Genomic DNA, 16,575 nt, shown 5'->3' with positions numbered 1-16,575 from the left:
GCTTAATCCGACCTGCAAAACCAAACAAAAGCGTGACTGATTATTTTATAACACATCAAATTTTATCTCTTGTAAAAATACGTTTATTTCCCTATTCTTAATCAGTTTTTTTACATTTAGAGGAATAATAATGCGTGTTGAAGATTTAATGACTTCAAAAGTATTTACAGTCGAGCAACATGATTTGATTGATCGTGTCTTTTTCTTAATTCATTACGAAAGAATTCGTCATTTACCTGTCGTTGAAAAAGGCAAGGTTATCGGCATTGTATCCGACCGGGATCTGTACAAAGCCCTCGGCCCTAAAAGCAACTCAAACGCAATTGAAGCGGCAACCGGCACCGGCACTACAGAGCTGCATGTGATCCCGAAAAAAGTGCAACATATCATGCACCGGGGCGTAATAACCGTTACCCCCGACACCTACGCATCGGAAGCGGCTGCAAAAATGGCCGAAAATAAAATCGGCGCATTGCCCGTTGTCGATAAAGACAACAAACTGGTTGGGATATTATCTTCCACCGACATTCTGCGGGTTTTCTCAAAAATCGAAAAAGCAAGTGAAGAAAGAGAGAAAAGAATCGCAGCCGGCGTCAGTCATAAATAGAATGACCTAACTTGTGTCACCCCAAAAGCCCCAGCGTACCGGGGCTTTTTCGTTTTAACCGGCAGTAAATCACCATGACCCATAAAATCCTTCCAGACCATGACATTAAAGCCTCAACAATAGCTTGGTTAAAATCCGTTATCATTGAATACAGCATCTGCCCTTTCGCAAAGCGCGAACTGGACCGTGGCAGCATTTATTTCAGCGTCAATCACGACACAAAAACCGAACAATGCCTGCTGCATCTGATGGATGAATGCGATCGACTGGATACCGAACCCGGCATTGAAACCGCACTGCTGATTTATGCGGATGCCTTTGCAGAATTTGACGACTATCTGGATTTCCTTGATGTCGCCGAATCACTATTAGCCGAACAAGGTTATGAAGGCATTTACCAGCTGGCAAGCTTTCATCCCGACTACTATTTTCAAGGTGTTGAGCCGGGTGATGCCGCAAATTACACCAACCGCTCCCCCTTCCCGATGCTGCATCTACTGCGGGAAACCAGCATAGAGCAGGCCGTAGCCGGCCACCCTGATCCTGATAACATCCCGCAACACAATATTGAATTAACCCGAAAACTGGGGTTAGCCAAAATGCAGGCACTATTAGCGGCGTGTTATCCGATTAACCCGTAATTCAATCTTGCTGCTTAATACTCTCTAACTCCTTAGCCCGCGCGGCAGTAGCCGACATGAAACAGTCATTTGCACTGACTCCGGCTATCGTTCCGCCATCGGGATCGTAATAAAAATCACAGTTAGCGGTTCTATATTTAAGCCATAACCGCTGCGCTTCCTGCAACTGCTTCTTACGTTCGGGAGAAAGGCCGCTCATAATGTCCTTATAGGCGTTGTTTAACCGCACATCTTGCCGTTCAGCTTCCGCATTCATGCATTCAATCATTGATACGGTAACGCCGCCGGATTGATCCATGCAGGCTAAAAATGTCTGGCTTAAACCATTATCATCAGCAAAGACCGGTTGAATCCCTGCGGTTATCATCGCGGCAATTACTACATATTTAAAGGACTGCATCATTTCTCTTCTTCCCATTTTAATGTACTCATCGTGCTTCAAAATTCGGCAATAACAATCTCCTGCCGGAGAGCCGAGGAGAAGCTATATAAAAAACCGATTTTTGAAGCGTTATCGCTCTATATAAAAGCGGACAAAGAATTATTTAACTTCTTCCCCTGCTTCGACAGCTTTAACTGTAGCCTCGGTTCTTTCTGTTGCAGACTCGTCTTCATCGGCTAGCGATTCATGTTCAACAACTTCGGGTTCGTTAGCAACCGATTCATCTTTAACCACAACTTCAGTTCCTTCACTTACAGGAGCTTCTTCAATAACCGCTACATCTTCTGCATAATCATCTTCAACTTCGGTTTTTTCATTTGTCGGCGCGTCTGCAACAACTTCAGGTTCGGCGACAGCTACCTCTTCAGCAACTGGTTCCGGCTTTTTATTTAAAGACTCCAGAAAGTCGACAAACCAGTCCTGATACTTCACGCTATCAAGATCCGGGTCGGCAAGAATATCGGCGAGGATAGGTAAACTGCCCTTCCCTTTAGAGATTTCCAGCGCAGTCAAGCAAGCCTCTTTATCGTTTCTTAAGCCATAGATGCAAGCCAGATTATAAGAAGCCGATCCGGCCTGAATTGCGTTAGCCTTTTCAAAATAGCTTTTGGCCATTCCATATAAGCTATCATTGGGTTCAACCGATTTAACCCGGGCCAATTCCATATAAGCAACGCCGCCATCGATTGCCGCGCCAAGATAAGCCGACTCCACAGTCAGGCAAAAAGAAAATTTAGCAATGGCGTCCTGATAAAGATTGGCCGCAGCATCGCCTGATTTGGTTCGCGCCTGATGCAGCAACGCAAATCCCCAATTATATAAAGCCTCAGCAACCAGAGGTTCATTAGCGACGACTTCGGCATAATCCTGATAGACCTTTTTAAATAGTTGATCGGCCGTATGACCTTCGCTGCTACGCGCTTCCGCTGTTTGCTTGATAGCGGCTTTCAATTTGGATTTCTTTGTTATTGACTCAAAAAACGACATGACTTATCTCTCTTGACTTAGTGGTTTATAATCGCACGCTATAGAATAACAGCTGACCTGATAACGACACCATGCAAATGTGTAAATAACACATTACAGGTACACAATAAAGAGAAAATCATGAATGAATCAAACGGTTGCGATATTGCCAGAGAAAAAGTAAATATGGAAACATCGCAAATTGCCTGGAAAGAACTGCAACGCTTTTTTGCCGCCGGCGCTGCAGTATTCGTCGCCCCAGATCTGGATTTAGTCGACGCGGCCTACCAGTTTTCCATCGACAATAAAGATCAGGTTGCATTATGGATGCAAAATAATCAGATTGCGCTGGTTTCCGACCAGCAGGCAACCGACTGGTTTGAGGCGGATGTTGCTGTATGGGCTGTTGTGGTAAAGCCCTGGATACTGGTTCAGAAATAAGTTACACCGTTTAAGGCACGGCAACTACTCCTGCGTTGTCTAAAACACCTATTTTGGTTTTCATCCATGTGGGCAAACATTTCCGCTCCTTTGCCTTAATCTTTCCCTCTTGAACCGGATCTTCCCTTACCCCTTGATTCGATGCGCTTACTGTCAGGCTGCTTAGCCCCACGAACAGTCGGTTTGGCGCCGCGAACCGCCGGTTTTTTAGTATGCCGCATATCCTTTTTGCCGGTATCTTTATTGGGCGCGTTCTTTTTAGGCGCATCGATAATTTTCAATGAAACAGGCTCATAGCCGGTGTCGGCCACGCGCGGGATTTGCCGCTTGAGCAGTTTCTCAATTTCCACCAGCATCCAGGCTTCTTCGGGACACACCAGCGACAAGGCCTCGCCGCTTGAACCGGCGCGTCCGGTACGACCAATGCGGTGTATATAATCTTCCGGCACCTGCGGCACGTCGAAATTCACCACATGCGGCAGATCGTCAATATCAAGACCGCGCGCGGCAATATCGGTAGCAACCAATACTGAAACCTTGCCGGTTTTAAACTGTTCCAACGCCTTGTTGCGTGCGCCTTGGGTTTTATCGCCATGCAAAGCCGCCGTGCGGATGCCATCCTCAATCAACTGTTTTTCCAGACGATCGGCTCCGTGTTTGGTACGCACAAATACCAGCACCTGCTTCCAATTATTGCTGCCGATCAGGTAAGACAGTAATTCACGTTTGTACTCGCGGCCGATGCCGTAAACCCGTTCCGAGACATTTTCAGCCGTAGCATTTTGCTTGGCAACTTCGACTTCAACGGGATTGTTCAGCAACTGCGCTGCCAGCGATTTGATCGCATTGGGCACGGTCGCAGAAAACAACAGACTCTGCCGCTTCTTGGGTATCAGCGCCATAATTTGCTTAATATCGGGCATAAATCCCATATCGAGCATACGATCCGCTTCATCCAGCACCAGCACTTCCACGTTGGACAGGTTGATATTGCGCTGCTGCACATGGTCGATCAAACGCCCCGGCGTTGCCACCACGATGTCGCACCCCCGGCGTAACTGACGGGTCTGGATGCCGATACTCGCACCGCCGACCACCGCTTCCGCATGCAAAGGCAAATGTGCGCCGTAAGTTTTTACGCTTTCATAGACCTGCGCGGCCAATTCACGCGTCGGCACTAAAATCAACGCGCGAACACGGCGCGGCTTTTGATGCGGGTCATGATTTTCGGCCAGCCGTTGCAATAAAGGCAAGGTGAAACTGGCGGTTTTTCCGGTGCCGGTTTGCGCGCCAGCCAACACATCCTTGCCTTCAAGGATCAATGGAATGGCTTTTTGCTGTACCGGTGTAGGAGTGACATAGCCTTGATCGGCTACGGCTTTAAGGAGTTCGTCGGCTAAACCGAGCTGGGCGAAAGACATTTTAAAAATCTCAGGTAAAGGGTGAAAGAAGGCTAAGGGCGAAAGACTAAAGGCCCTTAGCCAGACGGGGCATGTTGTCCCGCTCGAAACGTTTTGCTTTGGTTAAGTGTAACTATTGAGCTTTGGCATCACAGAAACGTTAGGGAACGGAGTTGCAAACCCAGTCCCGCTTGTTCAAGATTCAAGGCTTTTTCGCCTTTCGCCTTGAACCTTTCGCCTGCTTTTCAGCCCCCCGTCATACTCATATAACGCAATATAACCGGCTGCTCGTTAATATTAAATTCGTGTTTTTCCGGCTTAATCAGCATCGCGTCGACAATGGCCTGTTTCAACACCGCCATGTCGCCCGGATTAGTCCTGATGACTTGCTTTAAATCGACCGAATGCTCATTGCCCAGACATAACAGCAAGCGCCCTTCAACCGTTAAGCGCACCCGGTTACAGGTGCTGCAAAAATTTTCACTGTGCGGAGAAATAAAACCGACGCGGGTTTGTGTGCCTGACACATTAAAATAATTTGAAGGCCCACCGGTTTTTTCAGGCGTAGCGACCAAAGCAAAATGTTGCGCCAAATCGGCCTTGATCAAATCGCTGGAATAATAGGCGTCTGCCCGGTCATGCTGACTGACGATACCCAGCGGCATTTCCTCGATAAAGCTGATGTCGATGCCGTTATCGACCGCGAACCGAACCAGGTCGCTCACTTCCTGATGATTCCTATCCTTAAGAATGACCGCATTGATTTTTATCCGCTCAAACCCTGCCGCCTTGGCGGCCTGGATACCCCTAAGTACCTGCGCCAAATCGCCGGTTCGGGTTATCGCCTTAAACTTGTCGGCATCCAGCGTATCCAGGCTGATATTGATGCGTTTTACACCCGCCTCTTTTAACGACGCCGCCATCGTTTCAAGCTGGGAGCCGTTGGTCGTTATCACCAGCTCATTCAGGCTTTCGATACGGCCGATATTCTGCAACAGCTCCAATGCACCTTTTCTGACCAAAGGTTCGCCGCCGGTGATCCTGATTTTCTTCACCCCCAATTCGGCGAAGGCTTTAGCCAGCGTATAAATCTCTTCCAGCGTTAGAATCTGCGCACGCGGCAAGAAGGTCATATCTTCAGCCATGCAATACACGCAACGGAAATCACAGCGATCGGTAATCGAGATTCTCAAATAATCAACGATTCTGCCGAAGCGGTCGATTAATTGAGCGGGGGGAGACATTTGAGTCATTAGGGCGGCGATAAAAAATCCAAGACGCCAATATTAACATAGTATTGGCGTTTTATAGAGAGCTTCTATGTTCCTGACCGTCGGATTTGGAAACGGTTGAGCCGTTATGATGGATTATTTATAAATGTCTTTCCGGTGTCCAGTTTCCAACAGCAAGATGATTAACTCGCCGTCTTTTATCTGACAAATCAGCCGATAATCTCCAATTCGATAACGCCATAATCCGGCATATCGCTGCCTTTGTACCGGTATCGAGTGATTTTAACGATTTAGCCGCACTGCCTCTTTAACTTGACTCGTCATTTACTCACTGATGTTATGCATTGTCCGCGAAAATAGTGACTGAATGACCATGACAAATGAGGTAATAGGGCGCGCACGACACACCCTACGACTCATTAATTTAACTCAAGTCAAAAAAGCCCTGATCGCCGCTATCCCCTGGCCTCCGCTTTGCCTCGCTGTAGTTAGGCTGGATTCGGTCATGCCGCCCAAGGCGTAAACAGGCAGGTTGACCTTGGCGACCAAGTCGGCAAATTGCTCCCAGCCCAGCGAAGGAGCGCCCGGATGGGTTTGGGTCGGCAGTACCGGGGCCAGAACGACGAAATGCACGCCTATGTTTTGCGCATGTTGCAGTTGTTCAAGGTTGTGACATGACGCGGCGAGCCATTTGCTGTTTTCGGGACGCGTAGTCAGGGCCATTAAGTGGTTGCTGGTCAGGTGGATGCCGTCTACTTCAACTGAACACTCAACGGCGGAATTCATCAACAGCATCGCTTGTTGCTGCTGGCATAAGGGGTAAGCCTGTTCGACAAACTTTACGACGGCGGCAGGCGGCAGATTTTTCAATCTGGCCTGGATCAGCTTGACGCCCCGGTTCAATATTTTTTGCAGGTTGGTCAGCAATAAGGCTTCATCTGCGTCATCCAGAATCGCGTAATGATGCGGCAATCGGGCGGCAGTGATAATGGGCCGGTTGGCGGCGGGGAATGCGTAGTGTTCCAGTTCAGCCGGGGTTACCCATTTAAACGGCTGGCCTTCCAAGCTTTTGACCTCACCTGAGAACTGCTCGACCAAGAAAACGTTTAGCTGCACAAACCGGTCGGGGTACTGGTGCTTGACGGTAATCAGCGGGGTTGCCGCTGTTACGGTGATGTTGAGTTCTTCCTTGAGTTCACGAGCCAAAGCAAATTTCGCTGTTTCCGATGCTTCAATCTTGCCGCCGGGGAATTCCCATAAGCCGCCTTGGTGTAAATCGGCATGGCGCAGGGAAATCAGGATTTTTCCTTCCGGGTTTTTGACTACGCCTACGGCGACTTGGAGTGGATTCATTTATTTAGTGGGACGCAGGAACGGTCATCGTAATACACAAGTTTCTGAGGTATACCGTCATTCCGGCAGGGATTGCCGAGATGACGTGCTTTAAAATATCTGTGTATATCGACGAGCGCCAGAGCGTGGGAACGATGGAATCTTTCGCCTTGTGCCTTGTGCCTTTCACCTGCTTTTAAGTCCTGTATTCCGCATTGATCTTCACGTACTCATACGACAAATCGCAGGTTAACACTTCCTGCACTGCATCGCCGCGACCCAGTTTGACGGTCACGGTGATTTCTTCCTGGCTCATCACTCGCTGCCCGGCTTCCTCGGTGTAATCGTCGGCTCTGCCGCCGTTCCTGACGATGCAGACATCATCCAGATACAGCTGCACGTTTTCCAGCACCATGTTTTCGACACCGGCGCGACCGACTGCCGCCAGTATCCGACCCCAATTTGGGTCACTGGCGAAAAAGGCGGTTTTAACCAGCGGCGAATGGGCGATGGTTTTGCCGACGCGCACCGCTTCTTCATCGGTCAAGGCCTGCTCGACCACGATGCGCATCAGCTTGGTTGCGCCCTCGCCGTCCCTGACGATGGCTTCCGCCAGTTGTTTGCAGACGGTCATCACGGCGTCGGCAAAAATTTGGTAATGTTCGCTGTCCTGTTTAATTTCGGGAGCCCGCGAGCAGCCGCTTGCCATCAATACGCAGGCGTCATTGGTCGAGGTGTCGCCATCGACGGTGATGCGGTTGAACGATTGCTCAACGGCCAGCGCCAGGCAGTTTTGCAGCAAGACTTGGTCGATTTTCGCATCGGTTGCGATAAAGCCCAGCATGGTCGCCATATTGGGCTGGATCATGCCCGCGCCTTTGGAAATGCCGTTGATGGTGATGGTTTGACCGTCAATTTCGATGACCTTGGATACGCCTTTGGCAAAGGTATCGGTAGTCATGATCGCCTGGGCGGCTTTCGCCCAGTTGTCGGTATTCAGGTTGCTTACGGCTTCCCGCAAGGCGGCTTTGATTTTGCCCACCGGCAGCGGTTGGCCGATAACGCCGGTCGAAAAAGGCAGCACCTGGGTTGCAGCGCCATCCACCACTTCGGCAAGATCGGCGCAGGTCGCCAACGCATCCTGCATGCCCGGCTCGCCAGTGCCGGCATTGGCATTGCCGGAATTGATCAGCAACCAGCGCGGCGCATGAGCCAAGTTCGCTTTTGCGACATGCACGGGCGCGGCGCAAAAGGCGTTTTGGGTAAACACCGCCGCACAGGTTGAATGCTCGGCCATTTGTATCACCAGAATATCATCCCTGACGGTTTGCTTGATGCCTGCATTCGCTGTGCCCAGCGTTATGCCTGATACCGGGTGCATGGTGGGAAAACTGCACTGCCCTACTGCCATAAGTTAAGCCTCATTTGCTGGTTCCCAATCTCCAGATTGGGAACCTCGAAAGCGAAGCTCCAGCTTCGCGAAACAGGAAGCTGGAGCTTCCCTTACCGAGGACACAAAGTTTTTGTTTCTTCGTGTCCTTCGTGGCTTCGTGGTGAGTTTTTTAATTTCTCAAAACACCCGTCAGACTTTAAAAAACACAAACACATTATCGATTTTTTTAACTTCCACGCGCATCAGTTTGCATTGCTTTCTTATTTTTTCCAGCTGTTGCGGCTGTTCACTGATCGCAAAAGGCAAAATCACTTCCACTTCAATCTGGCCATCCAGATAATGGATTCTGAAATCGTCTATAGCCGACTTAAAATCAATCAGGTAACGATCCAATAGTCGCTGCACTTCACCGCGAGACAGCGGCCTGGAATCAAACTGCAAACTTTCGTCATCTTCGGGATCGACATGCACCAGCACATCCATCACGTCATCAAAACGCCTGATCAAATCATCCCTGACGATATCGCCAATCATGTGCCCTTCGGAAACGGTGATGCGGGGGTCAACGACGATGTGCGCATCGATCAGCGCATCCTCGCCCATTTGCCGGGTACGCAATAAATGGATGCCTTCGACACCGTCAATGGCATGAATGGCCGCCCTGATGTCGGCTACCAGCGCGGGCGGCAATGAGGTGTCGACCAATTCCTTGATGCTCTCAAACACCAGATTCAAACCGATTTTAGCCACCATCAATGCGACTACGACGGCGGCAATTCCGTCGGCCAACGGATAGCCCATCATCACCGCGCCTATGCCGAATAGAACCACCAGCGATGAGATGGCATCACTGCGCTGATGCCAGGCATTAGCCAACAGTAATTTGGACCGGGTCTTTTTGGCGATGCGCTTGGTGTATTGGTATAGCCATTCGTTAATCAGGATTGACAGGCTCGCAACGCCCAATGACAACACGTTGGGCACAGGCAGATGCTCGGGATCCGCCATGCGCTCCATGACCGACCAGACGATAGCGCCGCCGATCGCGATTAAGCTCCCTCCCAAAATAACCGTCGCTATGGTTTCAAATCGGCGATGGCCGTAGGGATGATCATGATCAGCCTCGCGACTGCCCAACTTAACCGCAATAATCACCAAAAGATCGCTGAGCAAATCCGATAGCGAATGAATACCATCGGCAATCAGTGCCGCAGACTGTCCAAGGATGCCGAAACCAATTTTAATCAGCGTCTGGAAAACATTAATCGCCGCGCCGACATAGCTGGCTCTGGCTTTTAGTTTATCCATTTTTACGGCATCTGAAACTTCAGCCATTATTCGCCCGCTGCCAAACTAATTTCCCGTTCCGTCCTGTAACAGAGCACCACTGCTGACGAATAGGGTTGCTCTCCACGGCCTCACGCGGCGCAGCGCGCCGATACTGTATTCCCACGCGGCGCGTGGGAACGAGGACCATAGCGAGTGAACATGAGGTCACGTGTAAAACCTCAGCCACTACGCGCCCACTTCCAGGATAATAATGTACTCATGATCACCCGAAATCGTTTCCAATACCTTATGTCCGTTGATTCGGCACCAGGTCGGAATGTCCTGCATCACACCCGGATCGGTGCAGATAACTTCCAACTGATCGCCCGCTTTAAGCTGTTTAACTTTATCCTGGGTACGAATGACCGGCAACGGGCACAGCAGGCGTCGGGCATTGAGTATTTCTCTGTTCATATAAACCATTCCTGCGGAATTTCATCCGAGGCAAACGGCTTGACCTGAATAATCCGTTCAGAACCGTCTTTGTCGGTAATACTCACATCGACTTGTTCGGCCTCGCGTCCTTGACCGTAGCGGGCCGTAATTCTTGCCGCCAGGAACAAATCCTCCGCGGAAGGCGAGCCGTCCACCAACACCAAGGGACCGGCATGGCTGGCGCAATGCAGGGTGATAAATTCTTTTTTGTAACCCTGCATAAAACGACCTTCGCCTTCTTCTCGGGCGACGATGACTTTAAAGTTTTGCTCCGGCCTGATGTGTCTGCCGACTTTCAGCAACATTACATCATCCAGATCATATTGCTTGTCGCCGTCACGCGCTTTCCATAGATCAACCAGTTTTGACGAATAGCTGGCGTCGGTCAGAAAACAGCAACCGCCCGCAGGCTGGGCATATTCATCAAAGCCGAAACCCTCGGCCATCGCCATCTGCGGCTTGCGCGAGCGTCCGCTAAAATCATGCAGCTTTTCCCGATCGACCCAGCCTTCGCGTTCCGGCAGGGTTGCAGGCAGATTCTTGGCGCATAAAGGCCGCAATAACAAATCGTCGGCGCCGGATTCTCTGGATATGATCGGCATCGTCGCTTTACGTTGCGACATCGGCCTTTGACCGATCACTTCGCCGGTGATGATGAAATCGAAATCGTTTTCCACGATCCATTGCTTGGCCTTGTTGACCATGAAAATCTTGCAGTCCAGGCAAGGATTCATGTGCGCGCCGTAGCCGTGTTTGGGATTGATCAGGACGTCTTTGTATTCTTCGATGACATCGACGATATGCAGCTTCATGCCCAGCTGTTCGGCGACCCATAAGGAGTTGTTGCGTTTAGGCTTGGCCTTGTCATTGGCCCTGATCGCATGGGTATGGCCTTCCACGCAAAAACCGGTAAAAAAGTTGATGCCTTCGACATGAACGCCCTGTTCCATGATGGTTTTCGCCGCCAGCATGGAATCCAGTCCACCGGAAATTAACGCCACTGCTTTTCTTTGTTTACTCATATCACTCAAAAAATTTGGAAAGTTTATTTATTATACCGGCTTATGTTTCAATTTGGCTTTCAATCAACAGCATTCCAACGCGCGAATACAGATTAATTGACCACGAAAACACAGAGAACCGCAAGGATATAGAAGGTAGAGCACCCATAGTCGGCGCTTTAGGTGACGCAAGGAGCAATGCAGGAGCACAGCGGGTGGTGCCGGGGACATGAAGCTGCGCTGATTTCCAAACTTCAGCCTGAAAATCAGCGCACGTTTTTACCTTAGCTTTTCTTCGTGTCTTCGTGGTGATATGCCCTTTAAATCAACCGAAATTAATTTTCGCTTCCAGATCATTACTTGAATCGGCATTTTTCAACGCTTCTTCCAAGCTGATTTTTCCATCTTTGTACAATCCGAACAGGGCGTCGTCAAATGTCTTCATGCCTTTGCTGCCGCTTGATGTCATGGCTGTTTTAATTTCGTTCAGCTCCCCTTTTAAAATCAGGTTTGCTATATGGGGCGTGTTGATCATCACTTCAATGGCCGCACAACGCTTCCCTGCAATATCGGGAATCAAGCGCTGGGAAATAACGGCATTTAAGTTGGTGGCAAGATCCATAAACAACTGCGCATGATGTTCATGAGGGTACATATTGATGACCCGCTCCATAGCCTGATTGGCATTGTTGGCATGCATGGTCGAGATACATAAGTGGCCGGTATTGGCCAGCTCCAAAGCGGCCGACATGGTTTCCTGATCGCGAATCTCGCCGATCAGGATAACGTCGGGCGCTTCCCGCAAACAGGCTTTTAGTGCCCTGGCATACGAGTCGGTATCGACGCCGACTTCGCGCTGATTAACGATTGATTTCAGGTTCGGGTGAGAAAACTCGACCGGGTCTTCAATAGTCAAGATATGGCCGGCCGAATTGGCGTTGCGGTGGTTAATCATGGCCGCCAGCGTGGTCGATTTACCCGAGCCGGTGCCGCCAACCATCAGTAACAGCCCCCTCTTGACCATGATGAGTTCCATTAAAATATCCGGCGTGCCTAAATCCTTGCCGGTTGGGATTACCGAAGGAATCAAGCGCATAACCAGACCTACGGTTTTACGCTGAAAAAAGGCATTGGCGCGAAAACGCGCGCTGCCGTCCGGCAGACTGATTGCAAAATCCAAATCCCTAGTGACTAAAAACTCGTCGATTTGCTCCTGAGTCATAATCCCGAAAGCGCCCGATTTGGTTAACTCGGGCGTCAGCATAAAGTCATCCAGCGCTACGGCACGGCCATAAATTTTGGCTTTAACCGGCGCACCGACCGTTAAAAACAAATCCGAAGCATTCAACTTGGTCATTTCCATCAGGTACGGCAGAATGTTTAAATCATCTTCCGGCGCTGCTCCCAGAATCCGGTAATTGTCGGGCTCCGGCTCCGCAGGTTCGGCTTTTGCCAACGCCGAATCAGGAACTATAAACAGCACCAAGCCGTTATCCTCGACCTTGGCGCTAGCCATGAATTTCTCGCCGTCAGGCGCGAGGCAATTGAATTTCAGCGCTTTATTCTGGACCAATTCCTGCTTCTGAATGTCGTTGATCAGGCTAAAAGTGATTTCCTTGATGATATTTGAGGTTAGTTCATTTTTTCCCAGGGGATACTCTTCCCCGGCTAATCCCAACAGTGCCGGAGAACCCGCTTTCAAAGACAGGCTATCTGCATTTTTTTCCAGCATTAATTTTAAATAAGGTGTCAGGGTCATGTCAGTATCTGATTTTGTGAGATGGGGAGTTAAGAATCTGCCTGTATTGATCTGCGGATAGCTTTATCACAGCGGAGTATTCTATTCTTCGTCACTGCCGTCGCCTTTCGATTGCAACGAAAGCCCGCCGATTGACCGGTCTTCGCCGGATGCCAACTTGATCTGCAAACGTAGCTCATTTTGAGAATCGGCATTTCTTAAGGCTTCTTCATAATCTATTCTGCCCGCCTGATAAAGCTCCAATAAGGCTTGATCAAAGGTTTGCATGCCCAATTCACGGGATTTAGCCATTAACGGTTTGATGCTGGAGGCCTCGCCTTTGGCGATATAATCCGAAATCAACGGTGTATTTAATAAAATCTCAATGGCTGCACAACGCCCACCATCAACGGTTTTAACCAGACGCTGAGAAATAATGGCGCGTAAATTGACCGAAATATCCTGCATCAGTTTTGTCTGAGCCTCCATGGGAAAGAAACCTAAAATCCGGTCGATGGCCTGATTGGCGTTGTTTGCATGCAAGGTAGCCAGCGCCAAATGGCCGGTCTGGGAAAACTCCAGCCCGTAATTCATAATCTCGGCGCTGCGGATTTCTCCCAGCACAATCACGTCAGGAGCCTGCCGCAAGGTATTATGCAATCCGGCTTCCCAGCTCTTGGTATCTACGCCGACTTCCCTTTGCATCATCACGCAATTTTTATGGGCATGAACATATTCGATCGGATCTTCCAGAGTGATGATATGCCCATAACTGTTCTCATTGCGATGGTCGATCATTGCCGCCATAGACGTTGATTTACCTGAACCGGTGCCGCCGACCATGATAACCAGGCCGTTCTTGTTCATCATCACATCTTTTAAAACAGACGGCAGACCCAGCTTATCGAAATTGGGTATTTCTGCGGCAATTACCCGGATAACCAAACCCTGACAGCCTTGCTGGACATAGGCATTGACCCGGAACCGGCATAATCCGGCAGGAGAAATGGCAAAATTGCATTCTTGTGTTTCTTCAAACTCCTTAAGCTGCTTATCATTCATGATGCATTGCGTCAGGGCCTTTGAATCATTAGCCGATAATGCCTGCTGCGAAACCGGCGACATCTTGCCTTTGATTTTTATTGCAGGTGGAAAACCAGCGGTAATAAATAAATCAGACCCTTCTTTATGTAACATAAGTTTGAGTAACTTAATCATAAAGTCCATCGCTTCTTTTCTTTCCATTGACTTCCCCCTGTATTGGTTAGCTGTATATGTTTTTACCTGAAATGAGGTAACACTTTTTGATTATAATTTAATTTTTAAAGATACCTACAAAAAACCAATAATTCCAAACATCACCGTTTTGGCTAAAACATTCGGCCAAAGTCAGCTTGCGACCCGAGTAAAATATTATGAACGGACTGAGGCATGAACAGCAGTATGTGCCAAGAAACAAAGGTGAATCATTCGCTAATATTCCGAAACCGGACTGATTACTTGTATACTGGTACCATTGATAACATTGCCAAATATTCAATTTCCTGCGCTATATACTAAAAATCCCGGACATATATAAGGACAACAGTTAGATGTTTACAGAAGAGACTCAAGACGATCCGGATGACTGGATGACAGCATTATTAAGGTCGCCGATTTTTCAACGCCTGCCGCCTGTCAATTTACAAAAAATATTAATGAGTCTGGAAGCCGTCCATTTTGTTAAAGGGGACGTTATTCTCGATCAAGGGGGTATGGGCGATTATTATTATCTGATTAAGAAGGGGCAATGCGAGTTAACACGCAAACCATCGCCTAACGCAAAAGAGATTAGATTAGCTCAACTGGCAACCGGCGATACCTTCGGCGAAGACTCATTGCTTTCCGATGCGCCCAGAAACGTAACGATTACAGCATTAACGGATATTTCTTTATTACGACTGAATAAACAACAGTTTGTCTCTTTAATAAAAGAACCCTCGCTAACGTTTATTACTTACATCGATATGCAAGAAGCGGTAAAGCAGGGCGCTATATTGCTGGATGTACGTACGCCGGACGATTATGAAAACCACCATCTTGACGGCAGTATCAATGAACCTTTTTTCTCATTAAGGATGCAACTTAAAACATTAAACCGTGACAAGCCCATCATTGTGGTTTGTGGCGATGGAAAAACCAGCGAAGCCGCTGTATTTTTGCTGCTCCGCAATAAAATTAATGCCATGATCTTGAGCGGCGGGATGGCTGGCATCAATCCCGAACCGGAGCATGATATCGTCCCTGCAACTGATATTCAGGTTATTACCGGCAACCCCGAAACTATTCATCAAAAACACGAACTCAAGCAGTCAGTCGATGACTCCGTAAGCATCTCCAGCAACGTACAGAACAATCAAATAAGAATGCTTCAATCGGAAATTGAAGCGCTCAAAATGACAAACCAACAGCTCAATGATAAGTGCATGAAACTGGAGTTTGACAAGCAACATGCTGAAAAACAAGCCAGAATCTTGCACAAACAGTTGGAAAAATTAACCCAGGTACTGGACAAGTTTAAAGGGGGATGATGATTTTGCATAAAAATCAATCACGTGCCAACGGCTTCAGTTTATAATCAGCCCTAAAATCAAGATAACAACATCCACATTAAAAGCCTTTGTTTTACAACATTAAAATAAAACACATACTGAAAAACTTCAGCCTTTTACTCAGATTAATGCTACTTGGCATTTTGGGGTTCGGGATGGGAACTACAGTTGCAGCTACAGATAGAACTGACTTGAACAAGGCAACTTTCGCCGGCGGATGTTTCTGGTGCATGGTGTCGGCCTTTGATAATTTACCGGGAGTAGTTGAGGTCATTGCCGGCTACACGGGTGGATCTGCCGAGAATCCAACTTACGAAGAAGTCTCGGCAGGTGGAACCGGTCACGCCGAAGCCATACAGGTGCTCTACGATCCAGGTAAAACCGGTTATTCCAAATTGCTGGAGGTCTTTTGGCACAATGTTGACCCTACTGTGACTGATCGCCAGTTCTGCGACGTCGGCCCCGAGTACCGTGCGGAAATTTTTTACCATGACAGGGAGCAGCAACGTCTGGCCGAACAATCGAAGGCTGAGCTGGCGCTGTCCAAACCCCTCAAGGAGCCGATCGTCACCAAAATCACGGCCGCCTCGGCCTTCTATCCCGCCGAGGAATATCACCAACATTACTATCGAAAAAATCCGGTACGTTATAAGTATTACCACTACACCTGTGGCAGAGCTCAGCGTTTAAAGGAATTATGGGGGAATTCATCACTCGAACGCTAAGAAGCAAGCACCCAGAAGCTTGTTAATACAGCCAATCATCGCACCGATTTTCCGCCCAAAAGTAAACTTGATTAGCAAGATGCCTCAGCTAGCACCGTCATACTGGCAGGGATGCCAGTATCCAGAGCCAGGGATGGTAACTTTCCAATACCGCTGTGGCATGATTTAGGCTTGATGCCAAGCCATAGTCTCACATCCATGTGACTGGATTCCGGAATCCCTGCCAGAATGACGAGCTTTTTGGCGCTAGCTGAAGCATCTTGCTAATCAGGAAAGTAAATGTAATCCGCCCTTAAAAATGT

At 48.7% G+C, this 16,575-nt stretch carries 17 protein-coding genes; 5 read left to right on the top strand and 12 right to left on the bottom strand.

The features are described from left to right. Positions 1-130: 130 nt before the first annotated feature. Positions 131-607, top strand: coding sequence for a CBS domain-containing protein (locus Q8L79_RS10185; protein ID WP_305270647.1), 477 nt, complete (start codon positions 131-133; stop codon positions 605-607). A gap of 74 nt (positions 608-681) precedes the next feature. After that, positions 682-1,248: a DUF1415 domain-containing protein gene (locus tag Q8L79_RS10180; protein ID WP_305270645.1), complete on the top strand. Its 567-nt coding sequence runs from the start codon at positions 682-684 to the stop codon at positions 1,246-1,248. 1 nt (position 1,249) lies between these two features. On the opposite strand, the gene Q8L79_RS10175 is transcribed toward Q8L79_RS10180, so the two are convergent. Together Q8L79_RS10175 and Q8L79_RS10170 are read right to left on the bottom strand one after the other, a co-directional pair. After that, positions 1,250-1,666 carry a lysozyme inhibitor LprI family protein gene (locus Q8L79_RS10175; RefSeq protein WP_305270643.1) on the bottom strand — a complete coding sequence of 139 codons (417 nt, stop codon included), beginning with the start codon at positions 1,664-1,666 and terminating at the stop codon, positions 1,250-1,252. 123 nt (positions 1,667-1,789) lie between these two features. Continuing rightward, positions 1,790-2,677, bottom strand: coding sequence for a hypothetical protein (locus Q8L79_RS10170; RefSeq protein WP_305270641.1), 888 nt, complete (start codon positions 2,675-2,677; stop codon positions 1,790-1,792). A 120-nt stretch (positions 2,678-2,797) separates the two neighbouring features. Here Q8L79_RS10170 and Q8L79_RS10165 point away from each other — a divergent pair, with 120 nt between their 5' ends. Beyond that, positions 2,798-3,097 carry a DUF2288 family protein gene (locus Q8L79_RS10165; RefSeq protein WP_305270639.1) on the top strand — a complete coding sequence of 100 codons (300 nt, stop codon included), beginning with the start codon at positions 2,798-2,800 and terminating at the stop codon, positions 3,095-3,097. 95 nt (positions 3,098-3,192) lie between these two features. Here the strand turns inward: Q8L79_RS10165 and Q8L79_RS10160 are convergent, their stop codons facing one another. The 10 genes from Q8L79_RS10160 to Q8L79_RS10115 form a co-directional block, all read right to left on the bottom strand. Then, the gene (locus tag Q8L79_RS10160; protein ID WP_305270637.1) at positions 3,193-4,518 is read right to left on the bottom strand and encodes a DEAD/DEAH box helicase; all 1,326 of its coding nucleotides are present in this window, start codon (positions 4,516-4,518) and stop codon (positions 3,193-3,195) included. 224 nt (positions 4,519-4,742) lie between these two features. Beyond that, positions 4,743-5,750 (bottom strand): GTP 3',8-cyclase MoaA, encoded by a 1,008-nt coding sequence (moaA, locus tag Q8L79_RS10155; protein WP_305270635.1) that lies wholly within the window; start codon positions 5,748-5,750, stop codon positions 4,743-4,745. Positions 5,751-5,864: 114 nt separating this feature from the next. Then, the gene (locus Q8L79_RS10150) at positions 5,865-5,939 is read right to left on the bottom strand and encodes a type II toxin-antitoxin system RelE/ParE family toxin (protein ID WP_370869927.1); all 75 of its coding nucleotides are present in this window, start codon (positions 5,937-5,939) and stop codon (positions 5,865-5,867) included. A 219-nt stretch (positions 5,940-6,158) separates the two neighbouring features. Further along, the gene (locus Q8L79_RS10145) at positions 6,159-7,082 is read right to left on the bottom strand and encodes a Nudix family hydrolase (RefSeq protein ID WP_305270633.1); all 924 of its coding nucleotides are present in this window, start codon (positions 7,080-7,082) and stop codon (positions 6,159-6,161) included. A gap of 175 nt (positions 7,083-7,257) precedes the next feature. Further along, positions 7,258-8,472: a bifunctional glutamate N-acetyltransferase/amino-acid acetyltransferase ArgJ gene (gene argJ, locus Q8L79_RS10140; RefSeq protein ID WP_305270631.1), complete on the bottom strand. Its 1,215-nt coding sequence runs from the start codon at positions 8,470-8,472 to the stop codon at positions 7,258-7,260. Between the two features lie 171 nt (positions 8,473-8,643). Further along, entirely contained in the window at positions 8,644-9,789 is a 1,146-nt protein-coding gene (locus tag Q8L79_RS10135; RefSeq protein ID WP_305270629.1) for a cation diffusion facilitator family transporter, read from the bottom strand. A gap of 180 nt (positions 9,790-9,969) precedes the next feature. Next, positions 9,970-10,197, bottom strand: coding sequence for a sulfurtransferase TusA family protein (locus Q8L79_RS10130; RefSeq protein ID WP_305270627.1), 228 nt, complete (start codon positions 10,195-10,197; stop codon positions 9,970-9,972). Continuing rightward, positions 10,194-11,240, bottom strand: coding sequence for a tRNA (5-methylaminomethyl-2-thiouridylate)-methyltransferase (locus Q8L79_RS10125; protein WP_305270625.1), 1,047 nt, complete (start codon positions 11,238-11,240; stop codon positions 10,194-10,196). Before Q8L79_RS10125 ends, Q8L79_RS10130 begins: the two co-directional genes overlap by 4 nt. A gap of 304 nt (positions 11,241-11,544) precedes the next feature. Beyond that, complete coding sequence (locus tag Q8L79_RS10120; protein ID WP_305270623.1) at positions 11,545-12,978, bottom strand: PilT/PilU family type 4a pilus ATPase; 1,434 nt, start codon at positions 12,976-12,978, stop codon at positions 11,545-11,547. Positions 12,979-13,059: 81 nt separating this feature from the next. Beyond that, positions 13,060-14,202 carry a PilT/PilU family type 4a pilus ATPase gene (locus tag Q8L79_RS10115; protein WP_305270621.1) on the bottom strand — a complete coding sequence of 381 codons (1,143 nt, stop codon included), beginning with the start codon at positions 14,200-14,202 and terminating at the stop codon, positions 13,060-13,062. A gap of 347 nt (positions 14,203-14,549) precedes the next feature. Between Q8L79_RS10115 and Q8L79_RS10110 the strand changes: the two genes are divergently transcribed. Both Q8L79_RS10110 and msrA read left to right on the top strand, forming a co-directional pair. Beyond that, a complete protein-coding gene (locus tag Q8L79_RS10110) occupies positions 14,550-15,527 on the top strand; it encodes a cyclic nucleotide-binding domain-containing protein (RefSeq protein WP_305270619.1) in 978 nt (325 codons plus the stop codon). Between the two features lie 212 nt (positions 15,528-15,739). Continuing rightward, positions 15,740-16,273 carry a peptide-methionine (S)-S-oxide reductase MsrA gene (gene msrA, locus Q8L79_RS10105; protein ID WP_305270617.1) on the top strand — a complete coding sequence of 178 codons (534 nt, stop codon included), beginning with the start codon at positions 15,740-15,742 and terminating at the stop codon, positions 16,271-16,273. The last annotated feature ends 302 nt before the right edge of the window (positions 16,274-16,575 follow it).

Source organism: Methylobacter sp., from assembly GCF_030680395.1.
Taxonomy (GTDB): Bacteria; Pseudomonadota; Gammaproteobacteria; order Methylococcales; family Methylomonadaceae; genus Methylobacter_A.
This window is presented reverse-complemented; position numbering and strand designations above follow the sequence as displayed.

Excerpts from the sequence above, each read along its gene's own strand:
- Q8L79_RS10145 (WP_305270633.1), bottom strand. The coding sequence starts at position 7,082 with ATGAATCCACTCCAAGTCGCCGTAGGCGTAGTCAAAAACCCGGAAGGA.
- Q8L79_RS10165 (WP_305270639.1), top strand. The coding sequence starts at position 2,798 with ATGAATGAATCAAACGGTTGCGATATTGCCAGAGAAAAAGTAAATATG.
- Q8L79_RS10125 (WP_305270625.1), bottom strand. The coding sequence starts at position 11,240 with ATGAGTAAACAAAGAAAAGCAGTGGCGTTAATTTCCGGTGGACTGGAT.
- Q8L79_RS10170 (WP_305270641.1), bottom strand. The coding sequence starts at position 2,677 with ATGTCGTTTTTTGAGTCAATAACAAAGAAATCCAAATTGAAAGCCGCT.
- Q8L79_RS10180 (WP_305270645.1), top strand. The coding sequence starts at position 682 with ATGACCCATAAAATCCTTCCAGACCATGACATTAAAGCCTCAACAATA.
- Q8L79_RS10110 (WP_305270619.1), top strand. The coding sequence starts at position 14,550 with ATGTTTACAGAAGAGACTCAAGACGATCCGGATGACTGGATGACAGCA.
- Q8L79_RS10130 (WP_305270627.1), bottom strand. The coding sequence starts at position 10,197 with ATGAACAGAGAAATACTCAATGCCCGACGCCTGCTGTGCCCGTTGCCG.
- Q8L79_RS10175 (WP_305270643.1), bottom strand. The coding sequence starts at position 1,666 with ATGGGAAGAAGAGAAATGATGCAGTCCTTTAAATATGTAGTAATTGCC.
- Q8L79_RS10115 (WP_305270621.1), bottom strand. The coding sequence starts at position 14,202 with ATGGAAAGAAAAGAAGCGATGGACTTTATGATTAAGTTACTCAAACTT.
- Q8L79_RS10135 (WP_305270629.1), bottom strand. The coding sequence starts at position 9,789 with ATGGCTGAAGTTTCAGATGCCGTAAAAATGGATAAACTAAAAGCCAGA.
- argJ (WP_305270631.1), bottom strand. The coding sequence starts at position 8,472 with ATGGCAGTAGGGCAGTGCAGTTTTCCCACCATGCACCCGGTATCAGGC.
- Q8L79_RS10120 (WP_305270623.1), bottom strand. The coding sequence starts at position 12,978 with ATGACCCTGACACCTTATTTAAAATTAATGCTGGAAAAAAATGCAGAT.
- moaA (WP_305270635.1), bottom strand. The coding sequence starts at position 5,750 with ATGACTCAAATGTCTCCCCCCGCTCAATTAATCGACCGCTTCGGCAGA.
- Q8L79_RS10160 (WP_305270637.1), bottom strand. The coding sequence starts at position 4,518 with ATGTCTTTCGCCCAGCTCGGTTTAGCCGACGAACTCCTTAAAGCCGTA.
- Q8L79_RS10185 (WP_305270647.1), top strand. The coding sequence starts at position 131 with ATGCGTGTTGAAGATTTAATGACTTCAAAAGTATTTACAGTCGAGCAA.